At 60.6% G+C, this 19972-nt stretch carries 21 protein-coding genes; 10 read left to right on the plus strand and 11 right to left on the minus strand.

Translation table 11 applies throughout. From position 1 onward, the window contains the following. Window positions 1–26: 26 nt before the first annotated feature. Window positions 27–776 (plus strand): triose-phosphate isomerase, encoded by a 750-nt coding sequence (tpiA, locus tag ACR0K1_RS06095; protein WP_480610557.1) that lies wholly within the window; start codon window positions 27–29, stop codon window positions 774–776. A gap of 2 nt (window positions 777–778) precedes the next feature. Here the strand turns inward: tpiA and ACR0K1_RS06100 are convergent, their stop codons facing one another. Both ACR0K1_RS06100 and ACR0K1_RS06105 read right to left on the minus strand, forming a co-directional pair. Then, window positions 779–1252, minus strand: coding sequence for a nucleoside deaminase (locus ACR0K1_RS06100; protein WP_480849250.1), 474 nt, complete (start codon window positions 1250–1252; stop codon window positions 779–781). Between the two features lie 41 nt (window positions 1253–1293). Next, window positions 1294–1605 carry a DMT family transporter gene (locus ACR0K1_RS06105; RefSeq protein ID WP_480610551.1) on the minus strand — a complete coding sequence of 104 codons (312 nt, stop codon included), beginning with the start codon at window positions 1603–1605 and terminating at the stop codon, window positions 1294–1296. A gap of 191 nt (window positions 1606–1796) precedes the next feature. On the opposite strand from ACR0K1_RS06105, the gene ACR0K1_RS06110 reads away from it, so the two are divergent. Beyond that, window positions 1797–2621 carry a hypothetical protein gene (locus ACR0K1_RS06110; protein ID WP_480849253.1) on the plus strand — a complete coding sequence of 275 codons (825 nt, stop codon included), beginning with the start codon at window positions 1797–1799 and terminating at the stop codon, window positions 2619–2621. A gap of 47 nt (window positions 2622–2668) precedes the next feature. Here the strand turns inward: ACR0K1_RS06110 and ACR0K1_RS06115 are convergent, their stop codons facing one another. The 5 genes from ACR0K1_RS06115 to ACR0K1_RS06135 all read right to left on the minus strand — a co-directional run bounded on the left by ACR0K1_RS06115 (window position 2669) and on the right by ACR0K1_RS06135 (window position 9166). Next, a complete protein-coding gene (locus ACR0K1_RS06115; RefSeq protein ID WP_480610546.1) occupies window positions 2669–4045 on the minus strand; it encodes a TRAP transporter large permease in 1377 nt (458 codons plus the stop codon). Further along, a complete protein-coding gene (locus ACR0K1_RS06120) occupies window positions 4045–4722 on the minus strand; it encodes a TRAP transporter small permease (protein ID WP_480610543.1) in 678 nt (225 codons plus the stop codon). The genes ACR0K1_RS06115 and ACR0K1_RS06120 overlap by 1 nt, the downstream gene beginning before the upstream one ends. Window positions 4723–4838: 116 nt before the next feature. Next, window positions 4839–5840, minus strand: coding sequence for a DctP family TRAP transporter solute-binding subunit (locus ACR0K1_RS06125; RefSeq protein ID WP_480610540.1), 1002 nt, complete (start codon window positions 5838–5840; stop codon window positions 4839–4841). A gap of 366 nt (window positions 5841–6206) precedes the next feature. Next, entirely contained in the window at window positions 6207–7436 is a 1230-nt protein-coding gene (locus ACR0K1_RS06130) for a sigma-54-dependent transcriptional regulator (RefSeq protein ID WP_480849256.1), read from the minus strand. Next, the gene (locus ACR0K1_RS06135) at window positions 7433–9166 is read right to left on the minus strand and encodes a sensor histidine kinase (RefSeq protein WP_480610535.1); all 1734 of its coding nucleotides are present in this window, start codon (window positions 9164–9166) and stop codon (window positions 7433–7435) included. Before ACR0K1_RS06135 ends, ACR0K1_RS06130 begins: the two co-directional genes overlap by 4 nt. Before the next feature lie 47 nt (window positions 9167–9213). Here ACR0K1_RS06135 and ACR0K1_RS06140 point away from each other — a divergent pair, with 47 nt between their 5' ends. After that, window positions 9214–10395, plus strand: a complete 1182-nt coding sequence (locus tag ACR0K1_RS06140) for a cytochrome P450 (protein ID WP_480849259.1) — start codon at window positions 9214–9216, stop codon at window positions 10393–10395. 6 nt (window positions 10396–10401) lie between these two features. Here ACR0K1_RS06140 and ACR0K1_RS06145 read toward each other — a convergent pair whose 3' ends face one another. After that, entirely contained in the window at window positions 10402–10881 is a 480-nt protein-coding gene (locus ACR0K1_RS06145; RefSeq protein WP_480610529.1) for an Lrp/AsnC family transcriptional regulator, read from the minus strand. 176 nt (window positions 10882–11057) lie between these two features. On the opposite strand from ACR0K1_RS06145, the gene ACR0K1_RS06150 reads away from it, so the two are divergent. The 6 genes from ACR0K1_RS06150 (at window position 11058) to infC (ending at window position 15904) form a co-directional block, all read left to right on the plus strand. Then, complete coding sequence (locus tag ACR0K1_RS06150) at window positions 11058–11372, plus strand: DUF2849 domain-containing protein (RefSeq protein ID WP_480610526.1); 315 nt, start codon at window positions 11058–11060, stop codon at window positions 11370–11372. Window positions 11373–11437: 65 nt separating this feature from the next. Next, window positions 11438–13102: a nitrite/sulfite reductase gene (locus ACR0K1_RS06155; protein ID WP_480849262.1), complete on the plus strand. Its 1665-nt coding sequence runs from the start codon at window positions 11438–11440 to the stop codon at window positions 13100–13102. Continuing rightward, complete coding sequence (locus ACR0K1_RS06160) at window positions 13092–13853, plus strand: phosphoadenylyl-sulfate reductase (protein WP_480610521.1); 762 nt, start codon at window positions 13092–13094, stop codon at window positions 13851–13853. Before ACR0K1_RS06155 ends, ACR0K1_RS06160 begins: the two co-directional genes overlap by 11 nt. Beyond that, window positions 13850–14257 carry a DUF934 domain-containing protein gene (locus ACR0K1_RS06165; protein ID WP_480610518.1) on the plus strand — a complete coding sequence of 136 codons (408 nt, stop codon included), beginning with the start codon at window positions 13850–13852 and terminating at the stop codon, window positions 14255–14257. The genes ACR0K1_RS06160 and ACR0K1_RS06165 overlap by 4 nt, the downstream gene beginning before the upstream one ends. A gap of 108 nt (window positions 14258–14365) precedes the next feature. Beyond that, entirely contained in the window at window positions 14366–15199 is an 834-nt protein-coding gene (locus ACR0K1_RS06170; protein ID WP_480849264.1) for a ferredoxin--NADP reductase, read from the plus strand. A 243-nt stretch (window positions 15200–15442) separates the two neighbouring features. After that, entirely contained in the window at window positions 15443–15904 is a 462-nt protein-coding gene (gene infC / locus ACR0K1_RS06175) for a translation initiation factor IF-3 (RefSeq protein WP_480817083.1), read from the plus strand. Window positions 15905–16017: 113 nt separating this feature from the next. Here the strand turns inward: infC and ACR0K1_RS06180 are convergent, their stop codons facing one another. Continuing rightward, window positions 16018–17334 (minus strand): aspartate aminotransferase family protein, encoded by a 1317-nt coding sequence (locus ACR0K1_RS06180; protein WP_480610514.1) that lies wholly within the window; start codon window positions 17332–17334, stop codon window positions 16018–16020. Continuing rightward, window positions 17331–18098 (minus strand): beta-keto acid cleavage family enzyme, encoded by a 768-nt coding sequence (locus ACR0K1_RS06185; protein WP_480610511.1) that lies wholly within the window; start codon window positions 18096–18098, stop codon window positions 17331–17333. Before ACR0K1_RS06185 ends, ACR0K1_RS06180 begins: the two co-directional genes overlap by 4 nt. A gap of 103 nt (window positions 18099–18201) precedes the next feature. Between ACR0K1_RS06185 and ACR0K1_RS06190 the strand changes: the two genes are divergently transcribed. Beyond that, a complete protein-coding gene (locus tag ACR0K1_RS06190) occupies window positions 18202–19101 on the plus strand; it encodes a MurR/RpiR family transcriptional regulator (RefSeq protein ID WP_480610508.1) in 900 nt (299 codons plus the stop codon). A 47-nt stretch (window positions 19102–19148) separates the two neighbouring features. On the opposite strand, the gene ACR0K1_RS06195 is transcribed toward ACR0K1_RS06190, so the two are convergent. Next, on the minus strand, window positions 19149–19940 hold the full coding sequence (locus tag ACR0K1_RS06195; protein ID WP_480610505.1) for an FAD binding domain-containing protein: 792 nt from the start codon (window positions 19938–19940) through the stop codon (window positions 19149–19151). Window positions 19941–19972 lie beyond the last annotated feature (32 nt).

The raw sequence follows: 19972 nt of genomic DNA on the forward strand, positions 1-19972 counted from the left end.
GACCGAACAATCAGGGAGAAACGGATATGCGGCGTAAGCTGGCTGCTGGAAACTGGAAGATGAACGGAACCGGCGCAGCGCTTGGCGAGCTTGACGCGCTGGCGCAAAGCCACCCCTCGCCCTCGGTCGATATCCTGATCTGCCCCCCGGCGACTCTGGTGCATCGCGCGGCTTCGGCCACGAATGGCACCGGGATCGATATCGGCGGGCAGGATTGCCACGCCGAAACCTCGGGCGCCCATACCGGGGACCTCAGCGCCGGGATGCTTTTGGATGCAGGGGCAAGCGCCGTCATCCTTGGGCATTCGGAACGGCGCGTGGATCATGGTGAGCAGAACGAAGACGTCCGCGCCAAGGCCCGCGCGGCCATGGATGCGGGATTGAAGGCCATCATCTGCGTCGGGGAAAGTCTGGAACAGCGCGAAGCGGCAAATACGCTGGACATCATCGGCGGCCAGATGTCCGGATCGATCCCGGATCAGTCGACCGGAGAAAACCTGATCGTTGCCTATGAACCGATCTGGGCCATAGGCACCGGCAAAGTCCCGACATTGGAAGAGATCGGAGAGGTTCACGATTTCATCCGCGCCCGTCTGGAACGCCGTTTTGGCGAAGGCGTGGGCCGTTCGGTGCGGCTGCTGTATGGCGGATCGGTCAAACCCGGCAACGCCCGCGATATATTTCAAGTTTCGAACGTTGACGGTGCGCTGGTCGGTGGCGCCAGCCTGAAGGCCAAGGATTTTTCAGGAATTATTGAGGCGCTGGAAAGCGTCTGAGCCTATTCTGCGATGTCCTCGGCCCATAGTTCGGGCTTTTCTTCGATAAAACGCCGCATCAGGGCGATGCAATCGGGGTCTTCCGCAAGGATCACCTCGACCCCGCGTTCGCGCAGGAAATCCTCGTTGCCGCCGAAGTTCTTCGTATCGCCGATGACCACGCGCGGGATGCCGAACTGCACGATCGTACCGGCGCACATCATGCAGGGCGACAGCGAGGTATACAGCACAGTGTCACGATAGGTCTTTTGCCGCCCGGCCTTGCGCAGCGCGTCCATTTCACCATGCGCAATCGGGTCACCGCGCTGAACGCGCTGATTGCGGCCCTGCGCAACCACCTTGCCACCCCGCGCCAGAACCGAGCCGATGGGGCACCCGCCCTCATCAAACCCGGATTTTGCTTCCTCATAGGCGATGCGCAGCAGGCGGGTATCGGTTTCGGTCAGCATGTTCGGGGCCTCGGTCGCTATTTGCAACCCAAGCCTGCCCAACCGCCACGGCCCCGTCAATCATCGGCTCAGGCCAATTTCATGGCGATCATCCCCGAAATGATCAGGGACGCAGCCACCATGCGCATCGGAGTCAACGCCTCACCCAGCAGCATCGCGCCCACCAGGAACGCACCAACCGCGCCGATGCCGGTCCAGATCACATAAGCCGTGCCCAGCGGCAGCGTCCGCATCGCCAGTGCCAGCAATCCGAACGATCCCACCATCGACACGCCCATGATCGCGGTCGGCCACAGCCGCGTGAACCCGGCCGATTGCTTCATCGCAACCGCCCAGACGATTTCAAGCAAGCCAGCAAAAAGAAGAAAAATCCAGGCCATCAAGGATACCTCGCGTCGGTTCGGGTCGTCCCGAATGATCACCCGAGATGGGGAGGTCGTCCTCAGCACCACAGATAAGATCGACAACCCCGCATTCAAGAGTCTGCGCTATTTCACCTAACGGTTACGTTACCGGTTTATCCGTCGCGAAACTCTGCACTGCGTCGCGTGCAATCTTCGGGAGAACGGGTATGGGCGGCTCCAACGGGCAAGGACCAAGGACCTGCGTTGTTTGCATGAAATGGGGCACCGCCTTTGGTGCCGATGACGTAAACATGCTATATCGCGCCGTATGGGATCACCTGTCGCTGGATCACGACTTCATTTGCATCACCGATGACGGGCGGGATCTCGACCCGGATATCAAAAGGCATCATTTGAATTTCCCTGAAATGGAGCAGTCGCAATGGGTGCATGGAAAATGGCCGAAGCTTCAGATGTTCGACCGCCGGATTGTCGGAGGCTATGAGGCGGCTCTGTTTCTTGACCTCGATCTGCTGGTGACGGGCAATCTTGCCCCATTGCTGACGATCGTGAAAAATCAGGGCGGGCTTTTCCTTATGCCCAAGTTCCGGGGTTTCGTCTGGCGTATGATCCCTGCGGTCATCTGGGACAGGATGCCCCGGCTAATGAACATGGTCACACGTGGCAATTCCTCGGTAGTCGGCTATGTGCCTCAGCAGCAGTTCCATCTATACGATGGGTTCACTGCGGCCCGCGATGTTTCACAGTTTGAGAACGATCAGAACTACATCTCGGCCTTGGCCCATGACCGAAAGTGCTATCCCAAGGACTGGTGCATCGGGATTATCCACCTGGTTTCCTATTGGCCGTTTGGGTTGATAGTGCGGAAATACAAAAAAAGGCCGAAACGCCCAAAGATCGTAATCTTCAATGGCCATCCAAAGCCGCAGGAAGTGGTCGGGGCCAATGTCGGTCATTGGGGCACCAACAGGCGGCAGGGCTTTGGCGCCATTCGTTGGGTCGAGGATTACTTGCTGAAATACGGCAACTAAGGCGGTCGAGCCGGACCGGAGATCCGGTCCAGCTCAGGTTCAGATGGCTAGTTCGTTATGATCTCGGGGCCCATAAAGGTGTTGGGCAGGAAGGTCGATATCCACGGGATATATGTCACCATGATCAGGAACACGAACAGGACTGCCAGAAACGGCAGCGCGGCGCGCACAACGCCCATCATCGGCATACCCGCCACGCCCGAGGTCACGAACAGGTTCAGCCCGACCGGAGGGGTGATCATCCCGATCTCCATGTTGACCACCATGATAATGCCCAGATGGATTGGATCGATGCCCAGCTCGATGGCAATCGGGAACACCAGCGGCGCGACGATGACCAGCAGGCCCGAGGGCTCCATGAACTGACCGCCGATCAGCAGGATCACGTTTACCACGATCAGGAAGGTCACCGGCCCCAGACCAGCCGACAGCATGGCGCTGGCAATGTGTTGCGGCACCTGCTCATCGGTCAGCACATGCTTCAGGATCAGCGCGTTGGCGATGACGAACAGCAGGGTCACGGTCAGCTTGCCGGCCTCGAACAGCGTGTGCTTGGTGTCGGGGTGGAAGAACGCCGTAACCAATGCGTAAGGCTTCTTGATCAGCGGCAGGTTCTGCTGCCCCTCTTCCGTGCTCAGCGGGCCCATGTCTTTGTAGACGAAGCTGGCAATGAGGAAGGCGTAGACGGCGGCCACCGCAGCGGCCTCGGTCGGGGTAAAGATACCGCCGTAGATACCGCCCAGAATGATCACGATCAGGAACAGGCCCCACGCGGCCTCGCGCGCCGAGGTAAAGACCTCGCCCCAGCCTTTCCAGTCGCCCTTGGGCAGGTTCTTGACCTTGGCCATGACATAGATTGTGATCATCAGCATCAGACCCGCCATCAGGCCCGGAATGACACCCGCAAGGAACATCCGCCCGACCGACACCTCGACCGCTGCCGCGTAAACCACCATCACGATCGACGGTGGGATCAGGATGCCCAGCGTCCCGGCGTTACAGATCACACCGGCGGCAAATTCCTTGGAATAGCCCACCTGCCGCATCCCGGCGATGACGATGGAGCCGATGGCCACAACAGTCGCCGGAGACGACCCCGACAGCGCCGCAAACAGCATACAGGCAAACACACCCGCAATCGCCAATCCGCCCGGCAGATGCCCGACACAGGCAATCGAGAACCGGATAATCCGCCGCGCCACGCCGCCCGTCGTCATGAAGGACGAGGCCAGAATGAAGAACGGGATCGCCAGCAGGGTAAAGTGACCCTCGAACGCCTCGAACAACGTACCCGCGACCGAGGCCAGCGAACTGTCGGAATAGATCAGCAGGAACAAGGTCGAACTAAGGCCCAGAGCCACCGCAATCGGAACCCCGATCAGCAGCAGGCCAATGACCATCGAGAAGAGAAGGATAACGTCCATCAGTCATGCCCTCCCTGCTGCGCGCGCACTTCTTCGATCTCGTCCTCGACCTCGTGGCTGGCGACCAGACGATCCGCCTCACCACGCCAAATCTGAACGGCGACCTGCGCAAAGCGGATCACCAGCAGCAGCATCGACACCGGCAACACCAGATAAGGCACCACCTTGGGCAGCTTTTCGTAACCCTCGCCATAGTTGATCAGGTCTTCCAGAAACCGCAGCGGCGCGACCATGGGGATATCGTCGACCTCGTAAAAGCTCTGGCTGCGGGCATCGACGTTGAACCCGGTCGGGAACCAGCGGCCCGAGGTGGGCGGCAGATCGGCAAAGACGGCCCAATAGTCATACGCGCCTTTCAGCATCAGCAGCGAGAACACCAGGCAACAGGCAACCGCAATCAGCGCCAGTATCCGGCGCGGCGCCGGTGCAAGCATGTTCAAGATCGCGTCCACCCCAAGATGAGCGTGTTTCTTGACCGCATAAGACGCGCCCAGCAGAACCAGCCAGCCAAAGGTGAACACTGTCAGCTCAAGCGCCCACAGGATATTGGAATTAAAGACAAACCGCGCGATTACGTTGGCAAAGGTGACGACCGTCATCAGGCCAAGAAGCAACGCAATCAGGGTCTCTTCGATATGGTCGATCAGCCCGCTATGGCCGGGATTCGCACCAGACATCTTTCTGTCCCCGCATTTTTTGGTGATGAGAGTAGAGTGTGGCGGGCCATTAACCGGCCCGCCCGGCCTGCGCGTCCATAACTCCCCAGTCCCCGGACGCGCGGCCTGGTCCGGGATCAGAACCCGGCGTTGATGGCCTGTGCGGCGTCAATCTTGTCCTGACCGACGTCACCGGCGAACTTGTCCCAAACCGGTTTCATCGCATCGACCCAGGCCTGACGCTGTTCAGGATTCAGTTCGCGGATGATGCCACCGGCATCCGTGATCGAGGCTTTGGCCGCTTCGTTCACGGCAAAGGCTTCCTTGTTCCGGGTCTCGCTCACTTCGGCCAGAATGGTCAGAAACTGGTCGCGCACGTCAGGTTCAAGGCTGTCCAGCCAGTCAACCGAGGTTACGACCAGATAGTCGATGATGCCGTGGTTGGTTTCGGTGATGCCGTCCTGCACCTCGAAGAACTTCTTGCCGTAGATGTTGGACCAGGTGTTCTCCTGCCCGTCCACAACGCCTTGCTGCAGCGCACCGTACACTTCCGAGAACGCCATCTTCTGCGGGCTGCCACCGATGGCTTCCATCTGCGCCACCAGCACGTCCGAGGACTGCACGCGGAACTTCAGACCATCCGCATCGGTCGGGTCGACCAGAGGTTTGTTGGCCGACATCTGTTTCATGCCATTGTGCCAGAAAGCCAGCCCCTGCAGGCCACGGCGCTGCATGCTGTCTTTCATCGCCTGCCCGTCTGCCGAGGCCTGGAACGCATCAACCGCTTCGATGTTCTTGAACATGAACGGCAGGTCGAACAGGCGGAACTGCTTGGTGAACTTCTCGAACTTCGACAGCGAAGGCGCGGCCAGTTGCACATCGCCCTGCAGCATGGCCTCAAGGACCTTGTCGTCGTTGTAGAGCGTCGAGTTCGGATAGACCTCCATGCACATCACGCCCTGCATCTCGTCGTTGACGCGCTGCTCAAGCAAAGACGCTGCGATCCCCTTGGGGTGTTTGTCGGTATTCGTCACATGCGCGAACTTGACGACGATCTCACCGTCTTCGCAGGCCGCAAAACCTGCGGTTGCGGTGACGGACAGCGCCAGAGCGGTCGCGGCTGTTGTAAGGACTTTCATCTGATCTCCTCCCAGACTTCCTGAATTCATCCCATCGGCGCGAGGTTCACGCCGGATGGCGGCAGTGAAGCGAATCGAATCCTTTCACACAACATTTTGCGGACTCAAGAGGGGTGATCTGTTTTTACATTTATTATCTGATATTTACCTAACTTCACTGATTCGAAAAACACCACACTCACCTAAACTGTGCGGAATCCCGCACAGCCCAAAAATCGTTTGTGCGGATTTTCGCACTAAATTCGAATCGGCCCGCCGATGCGCGCCCGAACCGCCCCGCACCAACCGCAGCCCGCGTAAGCGGGCTGCCGGGCCCAACGCCTGTAACCGCATGATAATGCAGCCTTAGGCGGCGGGAGTGCTCGCTTACCGCCGATAGTCTTCCGGTCTGATCTGGTACCGCGCCAGCTTGTCGTAGAATGTCTTTCGCGGCAGCTTCAGCGCCTTTGCCGCGTCCGATGCCTTGCCGTTGTGCCGCCCCAGCGCGGCAATCAGCAACGACCGCTCCACCCGCGCCATCTGCTCGCTCAATCCAAGATCAGCGGCCTCAGTCACCTCTTCCGGCATGCCAAGAACGAACCGCATGGCTGCAGACATCAGGGACCGCGCGTTTCCCGGCCAATCGCTGGCCATGAGCGCCGCCAGATAGTCGGATGAGATTTCCGGTTCGGCGATACCGGCCTGTTCGGCGGCCTGAGCGACATAGTGGCGAAAGATCACCGGGATATCCTCGGGCCGCTCTGCCAAAGACGGGATGCGCACGCGCATTACATCCAGGCGGTAAAAGAGATCGGCGTTGAATTTCCCTTCGGCGGACAAAGCGGACAGGTCCGCCGTTGTCCCCGCGATGATCCGCGCCCCGGTCCCTTGTTCGATCAGTTCCAGCGCCGCGTATTGCGTGGCCTGCGGCATGGCCGAGACCTCGTCGAGAAACAGCGAGCCTCCGCCCGCGTCCTCGCACCCTTGCGCAAGGCCGTCTGCGCTCAGACCGGATGCGGGGCGCTTGACGAACGGCCCCTGCCCGACCGAAGACATCAGATGCACAACCTCGGCCACTTTCGAGATGCCACTGCCCGCCGGACCGGTCACAAGCACCTCGGCCCCGGTGGGGGCCACGGTGCGCACCCGTTCGCGCAAGGCCTCGGCCTGATCGGACAGGCCAAACAGCAGGCGCGCGGCGGGGTCGCCCCGCTCGAGCTCGGATTTCAGCGCGCGTTGCTCCATGATCTGAGACCGGGCCGAAAACGCCCGTTCCAGAACCGCCAGCAGATCGGATGCGGCACAGGGTTTTTCAAGAAAGTCAAACGCGCCCTGCCCCATCGCCTGCACGGCCATCGGGATGTCACCCTCCCCGGTCAGCAGGATCACCGGCAGATCGGGATCGACGTCGCGCGCGTAGGACAGCAGGTGGAACCCATCGCGGCCCGGCATCCGAATGTCCGACACGATCACGCCCGGAAAATCTGCCCGGATGTGATCCTTTGCTGCGACAAATGACCCTGCGGTGACAGGCAGGTACTCAGCCAGTTCAAGCGTTTGACTCAAGGCTTCTCGAACGGCGGCATCGTCATCGACCAGAAGAACCTTTCGCATCATGCGGCGGCCTCCGTTTCACATGGCTCCAGCTCGACGGTGAACTCTGCCCCTTCGGGCGTGTTGCTGCCGCGAATGTCGCCGCCAAAGCTCTGCACCAGACCGTAAGAGATTGACAGGCCCAGCCCCATTCCCTCGGACGTGCCGACGCTTTTGGTGGTGTAGAACGGCTCGAATACCCGGTCGGGGTCCTCGATCCCTGGCCCGGTGTCGCCGACCGAAACACGAGGCCTTGGTGCCTTGGTCAACTCAACCGAGACCTCGCGGCGCGGCGAACCAACCATCGCATCGGTAGCATTGTTGATCAGGTTCACAAAGACCTGCACCAGACGCACCTCTCCGCCCCAGACAAAAACAGGGTCGGTCGGAGGGTTCCAGTTCAACACCACGCCCTCGTCCCGCAGCCGCGTCTCGGTCAGTTCCACGGCCGAGTTCAGCACCTGCACCAGATCGACCTTGCCCATCGGTTCGCTTTCGTTGCGCGCAAAGGCGCGCAGGTTACGGATGATCCGCGCCATGCGTGCGGCCATGTCCGAGATACGGCCCAGGTTCTCTCCAGCCTTGGCCTCATTCCCCCGGCTCAGAAAGGCGGTGCCATTGTCGGCAAATTGCCGGATCGCCATCAGCGGCTGGTTCAGTTCATGGCTGATACCGGCGGACATCTGGCCCAGTGCACTCAGCTTGCCCGCCTGCACCAAATCCGCCTGCGCGCGCTTCAAGGCGGCCTCGGCTTCCTGCCGCTCTGCCACCTCATGACGCAGGGCGGTGTTGGCGACGGTCAGGTCGCGGGTGCGCTTGGCAACCCGGCTTTCCAGAACCGCGTTCGCCTGCGCCAGCGTCCGCCGGCGTTCCGTCGCCAGAAACAACAGCGCACCGAAGGCCAGACAGATCGCAGCCACCGTCGCCGCCTGCAACCCCGCCAGCCGTCGGGCCGGTGCGACATCCACCAGCACCTCGGCAGTCATGTCGATCACCGGCAAGTCCAGCGTCAGGTGCAGCGCGTGACGGGGCAGATACCGGCCCCAGTTCAGCGTCCACAACTCATGCCCGCCCACCCGGTCAGAGGCAAACGCGACCGGCTCACCCTTGGGCGGTGTCAGGCCAAGCTGCCCCTCGGCGCGGTGCCAGAACAGCAGATCAGACCGGTTCGAGATAAAGACAACCCCGTCGCCATCGATAAAAAACACCGCCTCGGTACTGCCACGCCATGTTTGTTCCACATCCTGCACGTCCGCGACGACCATCAGCGCGCCCTCGACCTGCCCCGAGGGGCCAAAAGCGGGGGCCGCGTAGGAATAGGTGCGGTCGCCGCTGTCCGGCTCGACCCCATGCGCGCTGCCCATAGCGCCCTGCAAAGCGCGCTGGAAGGCAGGGTGATCGGACATGTTGCTCTGCGTCACCGGCTGCGCCGCGACCAGAACCTGACCGGTCCGGCCCAGATACATCATGTTGGCCGCCGCCGTCTTGTCAGCCACATCCAGCAGCATAGCCCGCGCCACCTGTTGCCGGGCGGGCGTTTCCAGATCACGCAGGGCCGGATGGTTTGCCATCAACACCGCCAGTTCCTGATAAACCTGCATCTGCGTGCTCAGCCGGTCCGCGGCCAGTTCCAGATCCGCCTCGGCCTTTTCGCTCAGCTGAAACAGCGCTTGCCGATAGCCGTAGGACCAGACCGAGGCCGACAACAGCCCGACGGCAAACAGAAAACCGGCAATGATCCAAATCCTGTGCATATCCTAGGGTCTTGCATTCAACGCGCCATATGGCAAGTCTGCGCCGCATGAAGACGCTGTCGCAATCCCCGACCGATCCCGGTTTCGTGCAAAACCCCTACCCGTTTTATGACACAGCGCGGGCCTTTGGCGATCTGGTGTATTGGAGCGATTACGACATGATCGCTGCCGTTTCCCACCGGGCGGTCAGCACGTTCTTCAAGGATCGACGCTTTGGCCGGGAAGTTCCGCCCGAGCTTGCCCGCCCGGGCCCGGATCATCTGGCCCCGTGGCTTGCAGTCGAAAATCTGTCGCTGCTTGAGGTCGAACCACCCCGCCACACCCGCCTGCGCGCGCTGGTCATGCGGGCGTTCACCTCGCGCGCAATCGCGGACCTTGCGCCTTCGATCGAAAGGCTGTGCCACGATCTGATCGATCAATTCCCGGCTGAACCGTTCGATCTGTTGCACGCGTATTGCACGCAGGTCCCTGTCGTCACTATCTGCCGCCTTTTGGGCGTTCCCGAGGACATGGCCCCAAAACTTCTGCGCTGGTCCCATGACATGGTCGCGATGTACCAAGCAAGGCGGTCACGGGACATCGAAGATCGCGCTGCGCAATCCTCGCAGGCGTTCACGGATTTCCTTGAGGACTACATCGACCTACGTCGAACCGCCCCCCGCGACGACCTGATCACCCGCCTGATCGCCGCCGAGGAGGAAGGCGAAAAGCTGTCCTATGACGAGTTGATCGCCACCTGTGTATTGCTGCTGAATGCGGGGCATGAGGCAACGGTGCATTCACTGGGGAACGGCGTAAAAACCCTGCTGGACTCAGGCACAGGCGCGCAGCCTCTGACCACAGACGCCATCGACAATACCGTCGAGGAAATCCTGCGCTATGACCCGCCGCTTCATATGTTCGCACGCTATGCCTATGAAGACGTTGAAATCTTTGGGCATCAGTTCAAACGCGGGGATCAGGTTGCGCTGCTGTTGGGGGCCGCCAACCGGGACCCTGCAGAGTGGCCCCAGCCCAACAGTTTCGATCCCACGCGCCCGATCCAGACCAATGCCAGCTTTGGCGGTGGCCTGCATTTCTGCGTCGGCGCGCCTTTGGCACGGCTTGAATTGCGCATTGCCTTGCCGTTGCTGTTTGAAGGATGCCCGAACCTGCGTCTGGCTGAAACGCCCGAGTATTCAAACACCTACCATTTTCACGGCCTGACACGGTTGCTGGTTCAAACCTGATCGCACTCAACCCTCGATCAACGCATTCAGTGGCAGCATGGTCGTCGATTTGATCTCTTCCATCGACAGCAGGGCTGTCACATTGTGCACCCGCACCTCTGAGATCAGGGATTGATAAAACTGGTCGTAGGCCCGGGCGTTCTTGACCCGGACTTTCAGGATATAGTCGATGTCACCGGCAAGACGGTGCGCCTCTTGCACCTCGGGGTGATCGCGCAGGGCTTTCAGGAATTTCCGCTGCCATTCCGCCTCGTGCTCGGACGTGCGGATCAGAACAAAGAATGTCGCCTCAAATCCCAGCGCCTCGGCATCCAGCAAAACGGTCTGCTGGCCGATGATTCCGGCCCCTTTCAGCTTGCGGATTCGATTCCAGACAGGCGTCTTGGAACTCCCGACCCGAGCCGCTATTTCGTCCAGCGACTGACTTGCGTCGCGCTGCAGTTCGGCCAGAATTTTCCGATCTGTGTCGTCTATCCGCACCGGCATTCCAATTTCCCTTCCCTTTCGAAACCAACGTTCCAAATGGCGGAGCAATGAAAACAAACGTTCTTATTTATCCGCACATATGGCGTGATACCGGGAATATTTCCTATATTGCAAGTCAAATAAGCCCACGTCTGAAACAAACATACTGCTGACGCATTCAATAAGGAGCTCGCCTGATGGCCCGCGCATTCACACCCAAAGTCGTGACGGCAAATGACCTGCTCGAAGGTGACGTGATCTACCAGACCGAAGATGATCGCTGGTCGCGCGACCTGTCTGATGCGGAACTGATCACCGACGAAGCGCATGCGCAGGTGCGTCTGCTGGATGCCGCGCGTCAGGCAAACAAGATCGTGGGCGCCTATCTGGCCGATGCCGTCGCAGGCAAGAACGGCCCCGAGCCAACCCATTTCCGCGAGGATTTCCGCCGTACCGGGCCGTCAAACTATGCCCACGGCAAGCAGGAAATAGCAACGCAGCCCCGGGCCTGATCCCTGGCCCCCTTTCTCCCCTTCAAGGCCCCAAGGTTCGGGGCTGCAACTAAGGACAGCTAAACATGTATCGCTACTCCGAGTTCGACACAGCATTTTTGGCAGAACGCAACGCGCAGTTCCGCGCACAGGTCGAGCGCCGCATCGACGGCTCGCTAACCGAAGATGAGTTCAAGCCGCTGCGCCTGATGAACGGCCTGTATCTGCAGCTGCACGCCTATATGCTGCGGGTTGCCATTCCTTACGGCACCCTGTCCAGCGCGCAGATGCGTCAGCTGGCCCTGCTGGCCGAAAAGTGGGACAAGGGCTATGGCCATTTCACCACCCGCCAGAACATCCAGTACAACTGGCCGAAACTGAACGACGTGCCGGATATGTTGGACGCGCTGGCAGAGGTTGGCATGCACGCCATCCAGACCTCGGGCAACACCATCCGCAACGTGACCGCCGACCACTTCGCCGGTGCCGCCGCGGATGAGATCGCCGACCCGCGCCCCTATGCCGAACTGCTGCGCCAGTGGTCGACCGACCACCCGGAGTTCCAGTTCATGCCGCGCAAGTTCAAGATCGCCATCACCGGGTCCGAGAACGACCGCGCCGTGATCAAGGCGCATGACATCGGCCTGCAACTGGTCGAACGTGACGGTGTTCTGGGCGCCCGCGTTATCGTGGGCGGCGGTCTGGGCCGTACCCCGATGATCGGCAAGGAACTATCCGAGTTCGTCGCCTTTGACGATCTGCTGGCCTATCTCGAAGCCACCGTGTCGGTCTGGAACCAGATCGGCCGCCGCGACAACAAGTATAAGGCACGTATCAAGATTACCGTGCACGAGCATGGCATCGACGCGATCCGCGCCAAGGTGAACGAGCGTTTCCTGAAAGTCCGCCCGCAGTTCAAAGGGGCCGACATGGCGCTGCTGGAAGAAATCAAGGGCCACTTCGCGGCACCTGATTTCCGCGAAGGTTCGGTTGCATCGTTCGAAGGCGCCTATACCAACGATCCGGTATTCCGCTCGTGGGTCGATACCAACCTCGCGCCGCACAAGAACGCGGATCACGCGATCGTGACGATCTCGATCAAGAAGCACGGCCAGACGCCGGGCGATGCGACTGCCGAGCAAATGCGCGTGATGGCCGATCTGGCTGAAACCTTCGCCTATGACGAGCTGCGCATCAGCCACGAGCAGAACGTGATCCTGCCGCATGTCCACAAATCGGACCTGCCGGCGATCCACGCGAAGCTGAAAGAGCATGAGCTGGCCACCGCCAATATCGGCCTGATCAGCGACATCATCGCCTGCCCCGGCATGGATTACTGCGCGTTGGCCACGGCGCGTTCGATCCCGGTTGCTCAGGAAATCGCAACCCGCTTCGACGAGCTGAAGCTGGAACATGATATCGGCCACATGAAGATCAAGATCTCGGGCTGCATCAACGCCTGTGGTCACCACCATGTGGGCCATATCGGCATCCTGGGTCTGGATCGCGCGGGCGTCGAGAACTACCAGATCACGCTGGGCGGTGACGCGACCGAAACGGCTGCCGTGGGCGACCGCACCGGTCCCGGCTTTGCCTATGACGAAATCGTGCCAGCGGTCGAACGCATAGTAGACACCTATCTGGACCAGCGCGACAGCGCCGAAGAGACGTTCATCGAAACCTATCGCCGCGTAGGCATGGCCCCGTTCAAGGCGGCGCTTTACCCCGAGGCGCAGGCCAATGCCGCTTGACCTGATCCAGACGGAACTGGGCAAGGACCGCGCCGAATTGACCGAACAGGTCGAGGCGCTGAATGCCCGGTTCCGACATCACAGCGCCCATGATGTGATGCATGGCGCGATTGGCGCGATAGATGAGCTTGCTCTGGTCTCGAGCTTCGGTGCCGAGTCGGTCGTTCTGCTGCATATGGCGGCCGTAGTCGACAAGGCGACGCCGGTGCTTTTTGTCGACACGCAGATGCTGTTCACCGAAACGCTGGAGTACCAGCAGGATGTCAGCGAACGTCTGGGGTTGACCAATGTCCGTATCGTCCGCGCCGAGGACGAGGACATCGAACGCGAAGACCCGTATGGCGCGCTGCGCCTGCGCGACACGGATGCGTGCTGCAACCTGCGCAAGACCTTCCCGCTGCAAAAGGCGCTGGCCGGGTATGACGGCTGGATCACCGGGCGGAAAAGGTTTCAGTCCGGCACCCGCGCCGCGCTCGAGTTTTTCGAGGTTGAGGACGGCACAGGCCGGATCAAGGTCAACCCGCTGGCCCATTGGGCGCCCGAAGATGTGCGCACCTACATGGTCGAAAACAACCTGCCCCGGCATCCGCTGGTGGCCAAAGGATACCCATCGATCGGCTGTGCGCCCTGCACCTCGCCGGTCAAAGAGGGCGAAGACCCGCGCGCCGGACGCTGGCGCGATCAGAACAAGGAAGAATGCGGCATCCATTTTGTCGATGGCAAGATGGTGCGCGCCGGAGAGAGAACATGAACGTAATCGTAACGGATACCGGATTCGCGCCCGACGACTGGACTGACGGCTATGTCACTTTGGACGATGCCGCCAATGATGTGGTCGCACTGGATGTGGCCTCGGACACCGACCCGGATGAACTGGCTGAACGTCTGGGTAGCGCTCAGATGGTGCGTGTGGACTTCCCGTCTTCGGCGGATGGGCGCGGCTTCACAATCGCCCGCGTTCTGCGCCTGAAAGGCTTTACCGGTCGCCTGCGCGCCAAGGGGCACGTTCTGGCCGACCAGTATGCCATGGCGCGCCGCAGCGGCTTTGACGAGGTTGAAATCGACGACGCTCTGGCCGCGCGCCAGCCCGAAGATCAGTGGCTGGCCCGCGCCAACTGGAAAGACCATAGCTACCAGGCCCGCCTGCGCGGCTAAGGACGCAAATCGCCAGCTTGTGAAAACCAGGGGGCAATCTGCCCCCTTTTCATGACTTGAATCAAAGCTTAAACGGAGATGCCGGTTTACCAGACCGGCAGTGAAACGATGACAGAGATGACACCCGTGACCGAAGCCACCGCCGTAAAGGCCCCCGTTCTGCCGGACGCTCAGACCGTAACCGACGTAAAGCACTGGACCGACAGCCTGTTTTCCTTCAAGGTCTCGCGCCCTGCCTCGCTGCGGTTCCGCTCGGGCGAGTTTGTGATGATCGGCCTGCTGGGCGATAACGGCAAACCGTTGCTGCGCGCCTATTCCATCGCCTCGCCCTCCTGGGACGAAGAGCTCGAGTTCTACTCGATCAAGGTGCAGGACGGTCCGCTGACCTCGAAACTGCAGCACATCAAGCCGGGCGATCAGATCATCCTGCGCCCCAAGCCCGTTGGCACGCTGGTGCATGACGCCCTGCTGCCCGGCAAGCGCCTGTGGTTCTTCGCCACCGGCACCGGCTTTGCGCCGTTTGCGTCCCTGCTGCGCGAACCGCAGACCTATGAGGATTATGACGAGGTCATCATCACCCATACCTGCCGCGAAGTGGCGGAACTGGAATATGGCCACCAGCTGATTGAAAACATCCGTCAGGACGAAATGCTGGCGGAACTGATGGGCGAAGGTTTCGCCGACAAGATCCGGTATTACCCGACCACCACCCGGGAAGAGAGCCCGAAGATGGGCCGCATCACCGACCTGCTGAACGATGGCTCGGTCTTTGCGGATCTGGGCATCGAAGGCGGCATCAAGCCCGAAACCGACCGCGCGATGGTCTGTGGCTCGCTTGCCTTCAACCTGGATATCAAGGAAATTCTCGAAGGGTTTGGCCTGCGCGAAGGCGCAAATTCCGAGCCCAAGGAATTCGTGATCGAAAAGGCTTTTGTCGGCTGATCTGCGAAGCTGGCCGGGATTTCGCATCCCGGTCAGCGATTTTCCGTCGTAAATCAGGCTTTTTCATGGTCCCCGGCGCTTATGCTTCTTGAATCGCTTTGCGCACCGGTTTAACTTCCGGGCTCGAAATTCTGCAATCATCAAAGGAATGAACCCATAGCCCGCAGACCCCACAACGCGCCGCCGCAGAGAGATACCGGACCGCGCGTAAACGAAAAAATCCGTGCCCCCGAAATTCGCCTGATTGGCGCCGAAGGTGAAAATGTCGGGGTGGTTCATCCCGCCAAAGCCATGCAACTTGCCGCAGATGCCGGCCTCGATCTGGTCGAGATTTCGCCGAACGCGAACCCGCCGGTCTGCAAGATCATGGATTTTGGCAAATACAAGTACGAACAGCAGAAACGCGAAAGCGAAGCCCGCAAGAAACAAAAAGTCATTGAGGTGAAAGAGGTCAAATTCCGGCCCAACACCGACACCCATGACTACGACGTGAAGATGAAGAACGTCTTCAAGTTTCTGGAAAAGGGCGACAAGGTCAAAGTGACCCTGCGCTTTCGTGGCCGTGAGATGGCGCACCAGAATCTGGGCCGCGAGTTGCTGGAGCGTGTGGCCGAAGACATCAAGGATCTGGGCAAGGTCGAGAACATGCCAAAGATGGAAGGCCGTCAGATGATCATGATGATCGGCCCGCTGCCGCAGAAATAAATCCACCGGTTTTTTTTAAAAGCTCCCGCCAGACTGCGGGAGCTTTTTTGTTTGAATAGTCCGAAGGGCTGGACCGCCAAGGAACCGGCAACCTCTGTGCCGACCGGTTATTCTCAGATAACCGACGCCATCGCACGCCCCAGCTTTTCGACCAATTCCTCGACCTGCTGATCTTTGATGATGAACGGCGGGGCCAGCAAGATGTGGTCCCCATGCTTGCCGTCCCGCGTGCCGGACATCGGATAACAGATCAGCCCTTCGGCAAAGGCCGCTTTCTTGATCTTGCCCGCAATGCCGCGCGAAGGTTCAAACGGTGCCTTGCTGTCCCGGTCCGCGACCAGTTCGATGCCCCGGAACAGACCTCGGCCCCGAATATCGCCCACGTTCGGATGCTGCCCGAAGGCGGATTCCAAAGCGGATTGCAGCTTTTCCCCCATCACGCCCGCGCGTGCAGGCAAATCGCGCCCGGTCAGTTCCCGCACCACCGCCAGCGCCGCGGCTGTTGCGACGGGATGGCCGATATAGGTGTGCCCGTGCTGAAAGAACCCCGAGCCGTTCTTGATCGCGTCGTAGATTTGCCCGGTGCACAGCATGGCACCGATCGGCTGGTAACCAGCCCCCAACCCTTTGGCGATACATAGAATATCCGGCGCAACACCATCATGATCGCAGGCAAACAAATGCCCGGTCCGTCCCATGCCGCACATGACCTCATCCAGGATCAGCAGTACGCCATATTGATCGCAGATTTCGCGGATGCGCTTGAAATACCCCTCAACCGCCGGAACCGCGCCCAGAGTCGCCCCCACCACAGGTTCAGCCATGAAGGCCATGACCGTGTCCGGGCCCAGTCGTAGAATCTCGGCCTCCAACTCGTCGGCAACGCGCTGGCCGTAGTCCAAGCTGCTCTCACCTTCGGGCTTTTCGGCATATTCGTAGCAAGGCGCGATATGGGTCATCTCGATCAGCATCGGCGCGAATTGCGCCCTTCGCCACGCATTGCCGCCCGCCGACAAGGCCCCCAGCGTATTGCCGTGATAGCTCTGCCGCCGGGCGATCACGTGCCGCCGTTCGGGCTGGCCGATTTCCAGAAAATACTGCCGCGCCAGCTTGATCGCAGCCTCGGTCGCCTCGGACCCGCCGGACACGAAATACACCCGGTCCAGATCGCCCGGCGCATGTTCGATCAGCAGATCGGCCAACGCTTCGGCCGGTTCCGACGTCATGAACCCGGTATGGGCAAAGGCGACCTGCCCGACCTGTTCCTGCACCGCACGGATCACGGCAGGGTTGGAATGCCCCAGACAGGACACCGCCGCGTCCCCGCAATCCAGATACCGCTTGCCCTGCGCGTCAATCAAGTAGCACCCATCCCCCCCTGCGGCGACAGGCAGTTCCGATTTGGTGTGACGCGGAAACACATGGCTCATTTCATCGTCCTTTCCAGAAGAGAGACCAAAGCGGCCACCGACGCCGCATTGTCATTCCAAGGCTGACCGTCGGGACCGGTCAGACTGTTTTCAAAACCTACGCGCAGGTCCCCGCCGCGCAAGGCGGCCTCGGCCAGACACAGGTGTTCCTGCGGGCCAAAGGCGCAAACCATCCAGGGCGACGCTGGCTGGGGGAACAGGTCAATGTCCTGCGGTGCGGACTGCTGGTTGGCTGTGTATCGCCCCAGCACCAGCAACCGATCAATCTGATCGCTGCGCACGAGCCCCTCCTTCTGCCAGTTATCCAGCAAAGCGGCATCGCTGGCGTCATAGAGAATATGCTGAACGCGCGTCCCCTGCTCGGCGCACAGCCCATATACCCGATCCGCCATATCCGGCTGTCGCGCAATCTCACGCACCGAGATCGACGCCCATTCAGGGCGCACGCCGTGCAAACACTGGAACTGCGCCTCGACATCAAAGACGCCAGCCGCCTCGGTGGTGATCTGCACATCCATCGCCGGAATGGCGGCCTTTAACGCGGCGATTGTCTCCAGGTATTGACCGGCGTCCAGCGAGTGCCGCCCCTGCGCATCGCGGATATGCAGGTGCAGCCCGTTCGCACCCGCCCTGGAGCAACTTTGTGCCGTTTTCACAATTTCATCCAAGGAAACCGGAAGCGCCGCATGCTCCGCATGCCCCCGCCGCGCACCATTCGGAGCCACCAGAATGTAAGTGCGGGTTCCAGTCTTCATTTGGGTCATTTGAGGTTCCGGCATCCGCCAATCTCCCATTTCTTACGCCCATCTATCCGCATCGGTCATGTTTTCAACTTGCCAAATTGAAAACATATGTTTTTCTTCTACCATGAACGCAACACCCGACCAGCTAACCGACCGGTTGCGGCGCGACATTGACGCAATGCCTGCCCAGCTTCAGGCCGCCGCCAAATACATCGTCGACCGCCCCGGCGATTTTGGCATCGATCCGATCCGCGTGACAGCCAGCAAAATCGGCGTCAGTTCCAACGTGCTTGTCCGACTGGCCCAGCGACTGGGATTTGACAGTTTCGATGCCTTTCGCCGCCCCTTCCGGGACGCCCTTGTCACCGACAGCGAAGATCGCCTGAGGCAGGACTGGATCGCGCGCCTGCGGTCCGAAAGCGCCTTTGGCGCGGCACAAGCGGACTTTGCCCAGAACGAACTGAATGTGGTCGCCCGGTCGCTAAGGCAAATTGAGCCGGAAAAGATGCAACAAGCGATTGAGTGCATCCTCAACGCGCGCCGGTGCTTCGTGACCGCGACCCGTGCCAGCTATGCGCTGGCCTATTACTTTCACTACGCGGGCCGCATGGCCCACCCCGGACTGCACCTAATCCCGCGGCATATGGGGTCCGCAATTGATGATTTGCTACAGGCCGGCACGCAAGACTGCCTGCTGGCCATCACGGTCAGCCCGTATTCCGCCGATACCATCCGGTCCATTCGGTTCGCCCGGGAAAAAGGTGCCAAAATCATCCTGATCTCGGACAGCGACGTCATCGCGCCGGGCATCCAAGCCGACACCTCATTCCAGATCAGCACACGGTCGCGGCATCACTTCTCCAGCTTTTCGGGCGCAATGGCCGTTCTGGAATGCCTGCTGGGCCATCTTTTCCTAGCCGGAGGTGCCGAGGCCCGAACCCGTGTCGAAGACTACCAGAAAGCGCGCGAGGATACGCGGGCTTACTGGCAACCGGCCAAACCGCCAAGGGTGCGTCGCAAATAGAAAGCCCCGGCGCTTGCCGAGGCTTCCGTTTTGCTTGACGCTTCCGCTCACATGCAGGCTGCGACAGCCCGCTTGGTCATGACGCTGACCAAATGCGCGCGATAATCCTTGCTGCCATGCAGATCGCCGATCATGTTTGCGGGGTTGATACTGAGCCCCATCAACGCATCGGCGCGGAATTCCGTGTTCAGCGCCTGCTCTGCCTCGGACCAGCGGAACACGCCGTCCTCGCTGGCCCCGGTGACGGCGACGCGAACGCCATCCGCGAACCGCGCCAGATAGACCCCGACCAGCGCAAAGCGCGAGGCCGGCTGCAGGAACTTCTGATAGCTCGCCGCTTGCGGCACCGGAAAGCGGACCGAGGTGATGATCTCACCCTCGTCCAACGCAGTGCTGAACATGCCCTCAAAGAAGTCATCAGCAGCGATCTGCCGGGTATTGGTCACGATGGTCGCGCCCGAGCCCAGCACACCCGCCGGATAACAGGCCGCCGGATCATTGTTGGCCACCGACCCGCCAATGGTGCCGCGATTGCGCACCGCCGGGTCTCCGATCTGCCCCGCCAGCGCAGCCAGCGCCGGATAAGACCCGGCCGCCTCGCGCGCCACCGTGGCATGGGTCGTCGCCCCGCCGACCGAGACCGAGCCGTCATCCTCGACACAGACCCCGATCATCTCGGCAATCCCGCTCACGCTGACCAGCACCGACGGCGACGCCAGCCGTTGCTTCAGCGTCGGGATCAGCGTCTGGCCACCCCCCAACGCCTGCGCATCCTCGGCCCCCAACGCAGCAACCGCGTCGGCGATGGTCGAGGGCTTCTCAAACTCGAAACTGTACATTTCGTCTTCCTTTCCGAAGAACGCAGATCCGC

It is taken from the genome of Ruegeria sp. F5 (assembly GCF_056533845.1).

Bases quoted from the DNA above. Each gene is read 5' to 3' on its own strand.
- tpiA (WP_480610557.1), top strand. From the start codon at position 27: ATGCGGCGTAAGCTGGCTGCTGGAAACTGGAAGATGAACGGAACCGGC.
- ACR0K1_RS06105 (WP_480610551.1), bottom strand. From the start codon at position 1,605: ATGGCCTGGATTTTTCTTCTTTTTGCTGGCTTGCTTGAAATCGTCTGG.
- ACR0K1_RS06110 (WP_480849253.1), top strand. From the start codon at position 1,797: ATGGGCGGCTCCAACGGGCAAGGACCAAGGACCTGCGTTGTTTGCATG.
- ACR0K1_RS06115 (WP_480610546.1), bottom strand. From the start codon at position 4,045: ATGGACGTTATCCTTCTCTTCTCGATGGTCATTGGCCTGCTGCTGATC.
- ACR0K1_RS06120 (WP_480610543.1), bottom strand. From the start codon at position 4,722: ATGTCTGGTGCGAATCCCGGCCATAGCGGGCTGATCGACCATATCGAA.
- ACR0K1_RS06125 (WP_480610540.1), bottom strand. From the start codon at position 5,840: ATGAAAGTCCTTACAACAGCCGCGACCGCTCTGGCGCTGTCCGTCACC.
- ACR0K1_RS06130 (WP_480849256.1), bottom strand. From the start codon at position 7,436: ATGATGCGAAAGGTTCTTCTGGTCGATGACGATGCCGCCGTTCGAGAA.
- ACR0K1_RS06135 (WP_480610535.1), bottom strand. From the start codon at position 9,166: ATGCACAGGATTTGGATCATTGCCGGTTTTCTGTTTGCCGTCGGGCTG.
- ACR0K1_RS06140 (WP_480849259.1), top strand. From the start codon at position 9,214: ATGAAGACGCTGTCGCAATCCCCGACCGATCCCGGTTTCGTGCAAAAC.
- ACR0K1_RS06145 (WP_480610529.1), bottom strand. From the start codon at position 10,881: ATGCCGGTGCGGATAGACGACACAGATCGGAAAATTCTGGCCGAACTG.
- ACR0K1_RS06150 (WP_480610526.1), top strand. From the start codon at position 11,058: ATGGCCCGCGCATTCACACCCAAAGTCGTGACGGCAAATGACCTGCTC.
- ACR0K1_RS06155 (WP_480849262.1), top strand. From the start codon at position 11,438: ATGTATCGCTACTCCGAGTTCGACACAGCATTTTTGGCAGAACGCAAC.
- ACR0K1_RS06160 (WP_480610521.1), top strand. From the start codon at position 13,092: ATGCCGCTTGACCTGATCCAGACGGAACTGGGCAAGGACCGCGCCGAA.
- ACR0K1_RS06165 (WP_480610518.1), top strand. From the start codon at position 13,850: ATGAACGTAATCGTAACGGATACCGGATTCGCGCCCGACGACTGGACT.
- ACR0K1_RS06170 (WP_480849264.1), top strand. From the start codon at position 14,366: ATGACAGAGATGACACCCGTGACCGAAGCCACCGCCGTAAAGGCCCCC.
- ACR0K1_RS06180 (WP_480610514.1), bottom strand. From the start codon at position 17,334: ATGAGCCATGTGTTTCCGCGTCACACCAAATCGGAACTGCCTGTCGCC.
- ACR0K1_RS06185 (WP_480610511.1), bottom strand. From the start codon at position 18,098: ATGACCCAAATGAAGACTGGAACCCGCACTTACATTCTGGTGGCTCCG.
- ACR0K1_RS06190 (WP_480610508.1), top strand. From the start codon at position 18,202: ATGAACGCAACACCCGACCAGCTAACCGACCGGTTGCGGCGCGACATT.
- ACR0K1_RS06195 (WP_480610505.1), bottom strand. From the start codon at position 19,940: ATGTACAGTTTCGAGTTTGAGAAGCCCTCGACCATCGCCGACGCGGTT.